The sequence below is a fragment of the Mycobacterium sp. TH-M103 genome (assembly GCF_057473785.1).
In genome coordinates this window covers 1-3,460 of sequence record NZ_JBYCLG010000038.1, presented here as the reverse complement: position 1 = coordinate 3,460, position 3,460 = coordinate 1, and the positions used below count along the sequence as shown (strand labels likewise).

The following is a 3,460-nucleotide window of genomic DNA, read 5'->3' as shown; positions in this document are numbered from 1 at the left end:
CTCGAGCGCCAGGATGACCTTGATGACGCCCGCGATCCCCGCGGCCGCCTCCAGGTGCCCGATATTGGTCTTCACCGACCCGATCAACAGCGGCCGGTCCGCGTCGCGCCCCTCGCCGAACACCGCGCCGGCGGCCTGGACCTCGATCGGGTCGCCGAGCGATGTCCCGGTGCCGTGTGCCTCCAGGTACCCGACGTCCCCGGGTGCGATGCCGGCCCGCCGCAGCGCTTGGGCGATAACCCGCTGCTGCGCAATGCCGTTGGGCACCGTCAGACCACCCGACGCGCCGTCCTGGTTGATCGCGCTGCCCCGGATCACGGCCCGGATCCGGTCGCCGTCGCGGAGCGCGTCCTCGAGCCGCTTGACCACGATGACACCGCAACCCTCGCCGCGCACGTAGCCGTCCGCGGCCGCGTCGAACGTCTTGCACTTACCGTCGGGCGCGAGCATGTGCGCGTGGGAGAAGGTGATCATGGTCGCCGGGGTGAGCAGGACATTCGCGCCGCCGGCCAGCGCGAGGTCGCATTCCCCCAAAAGCAGCGCCTGGCACGCCTGATGGATCGCCACCAGCGACGAGCTGCACGCCGTGTCGACGGCCACCGACGGCCCCTGCAGCCCCAGCCGATGGCTGATCCGGCCCGCTGCCGCGGCATTCGACGTCCCGATCGCCATGTAGGCCTCGATCTCGGGATAGGTCAGCTCGCCGGATGCCATCCCCAGGTAATCATGGGTGGCCAAGCCGACGAAGACACCGGTGTCGGTGTCCGCCAAGGCCGTTGGTGCGATGCCCGCATGCTCGACCGCGCGCCACGCCGTCTCCAGCAGGAGCCGGTGCTGCGGGTCCAGCAACCTGACCTCGCGCGCCGACATCCCGAAAAACGGAGCGTCGAACCCCGTTACGTCGTCGACAAAACCCGCCCGGCGGGTCGCGATCTTGCCGGGGGCGTCGGGATCCGGGTCGAAGAACTCGTCGGCATCCCACCGATCGGAGGGCACCTCGGACACCGCATCCCGGCCTTCGGCCAGCACCTGCCAGAATTCGTCCGCGTCCGCGGCGCCCGGAAAGCGGGCCGCGTAGCCGACGATCGCAAAGCCCGATGCGCGCTCAATCGGGTCTTCGGCGGATGTCATGCGGTTGTCCTAACTGTCTCGATCGGGAGCTTCGCTGCTCGCCGGCGCCCGCGGCGCCGGAACCGTGGTCGTTCCCAAACGGGTCCCGAGCTGCTCACTGCGCCCACCCTAGACCGGACCTGGCGGAACTCCCCCGGCAAAATGCCCCCAGACACCATTGTGGGGCAATGTACACATGCACCGCCGGGTCGCGCAGCCGAACCACCTCCGTGCGCAAGTATGACAAGCCCGTGCGCGTCGCGGTGCGGCATTGCGCCGGGCCGGTGCCGCGCCACAACCGCCCGCCGAACCCGCCCGGCCGGGGCGGGGGTATCCACCCATACCGCCGACGGTGCCCGCCTCAGGGGTTATCTTGGTCTCGCGACCAGCGCGGCCCGGCAGCCGCCTTGGAACACGCTGAAAACCGGGGAGAACGTATTGCAAATCGGGCAAATAACGATCGGCTCACTCGACGATTGGAGGCCGACCCCAGGCACGGTCATCTCCTGGCACCCGACCGCCGCGGCTGCCGAAAAGGCCCGGCAGGCCCCGGTCAGCTCCGTGCCGGTCAGCTACATGCAGGGCCAGCATCTTCGCAATTATCACGAGCGGACGGTCGCGGGCCTGGGCTTCTCGCGGCAGATCATCGGCACCTGCGACGTTCCCGGTCGCTGTGACGTCGCGGCCATGGACCGCGCCCTCAACGCCTACCTGCGTCGGCATGACACGTTCCGCAGCTGGTTCGACCACGTCGGTGACGGAAACTTCGTACGGCACGCCATCAGCGACCCCGCGGACATCGAGTTCGTGCCGATCGACCACGGCAGAATGACGGTCGACGAAATACGCGCCCATCTCGTGGCCATACCGGATCCGCTGGAGTGGGGCTGCTGGACCTTCGGGATCGTGCAGAGCGAAGACCATTTCACTTTCTTCGCCGCCATGGACCACGTCCACGGGGACGCGACCTTGATCGGCACGACGATGCTCGAGGCCAACGGGATGTATACGGCGTTGAGCGAGGGCGGCGAGGGCCTGACGCTTCCCGATGCCGGCAGCTTCGACGAATTCTGCGCCCGCGAGCGCCAGTACACGTCGAAGTTGACCGTGGATTCGCCTCAGGTACGCGCGTGGATCGACTTCGCCGAGAACAACAACGGTGGCTTTCCCGAATTCCCACTGCCGCTGGGTAACCCGCTGGAGCCCGGCGGCAGTGACATGGTCTCCGAACTGCTGATGGACGCGGAGCAGACGGAGCGGTTCGAATCGGCCTGCGCGGCGGTCGGCGCGCGCTTCGTCGGCGGTTTGTTCGCGTGCATAGCCCTGGTGGAGCACGAGTTCACCGGTGCTCTGACCTACTACGGCCTCACCCCCAGGGATACACGCAGAACCACGGACAACTTCATGACACAGGGCTGGTTCACCGGCCTGGTGCCGATCACCGTGCCGATCGCCGCGGCCTCTTTCAGCGACGCCGCCTGGGCGGCGCAGGCGTCTTTCGATTCGGGCCAGCACCTGGCGAAGGTTCCGTACTACCGCGTGCTGGAACTGGCGCCGTGGCTGAGCTGGCCACAGCCGAACTTCCCGGTGACGAACTTCTTGCACGGCGGCGCGGCGCCGCTCAACGCCGTCCTCGCGGCAGCCGACCTGGGTTACGCGAACAACATAGGGATCTACTCCGACGCCCGGTTCTCCTATCAGCTGACCATCTACATATTTCGCTACGGGGCGGGTACGGCGATGGCGATCATGTACCCCGACAACCCGGTGGCCGAAAAATCGGTTGTCCGCTATCTGGAAGCGATGAAGTCCGTGTGCACGCGGGTCGCCGGCCGCGGGCACTGGGGGCGCGTTGCCTAGCTCGAAGTACTTCGAGGGCTCGCGTGGGAGAGCGTCGGCGCGGGTCGCCGGCGAGCGCCCACGGCCGCGCCGGCCGGGGTTGAGGACGACATGCGCCGGCTAGCGGATTTCGTGGTGCGGTGGCCCTGGGCGGTGATCGGGATCTGGCTCGCGATCGCGGCCGCCCTGCCGCTGGCACTGCCGTCCTTGGGCGAGATGGCCCAGAAGCATCCGCTTACCATTCTGCCCAGCGATGCACCGTCGAGCGTCACCGCCAAGAAGATGACCGAGGCGTTTCACGAATCGGGCTCCGACGACCTGCTGCTGGTCGTCCTGATTGACGACAAGGGACTCGGCCCCGCCGACGAAGCCGCCTACCGCAAACTGGTGGACGCGCTGCGCCAGGACCCGCGCGATGTCCTGATGCTGCAGGATTTCGTCAGCACGCCGCCCCTACGTCCGGTCCTCACCAGCAAAGACCACAAAGCCTGGGTGCTGCCGGTCGGCGTGG

General features: G+C 67.8%; 3 protein-coding genes. 2 read left to right on the top strand and 1 reads right to left on the bottom strand.

From position 1 onward, the window contains the following. Nucleotides 1–1,131: beta-ketoacyl synthase N-terminal-like domain-containing protein (locus AC2VOR_RS01715; protein WP_486963086.1), on the bottom strand; the 1,131-nt coding region annotated here is incomplete at its 3' end. Between the two features lie 417 nt (nt 1,132–1,548). Here AC2VOR_RS01715 and AC2VOR_RS01710 point away from each other — a divergent pair. Together AC2VOR_RS01710 and AC2VOR_RS01705 are read left to right on the top strand one after the other, a co-directional pair. Next, nucleotides 1,549–2,970 carry a condensation domain-containing protein gene (locus AC2VOR_RS01710; RefSeq protein ID WP_486963085.1) on the top strand — a complete coding sequence of 474 codons (1,422 nt, stop codon included), beginning with the start codon at nt 1,549–1,551 and terminating at the stop codon, nt 2,968–2,970. Between the two features lie 90 nt (nt 2,971–3,060). After that, on the top strand, nt 3,061–3,460 hold a 400-nt coding region (locus tag AC2VOR_RS01705), incomplete at its 3' end, for an MMPL family transporter (RefSeq protein ID WP_486963084.1).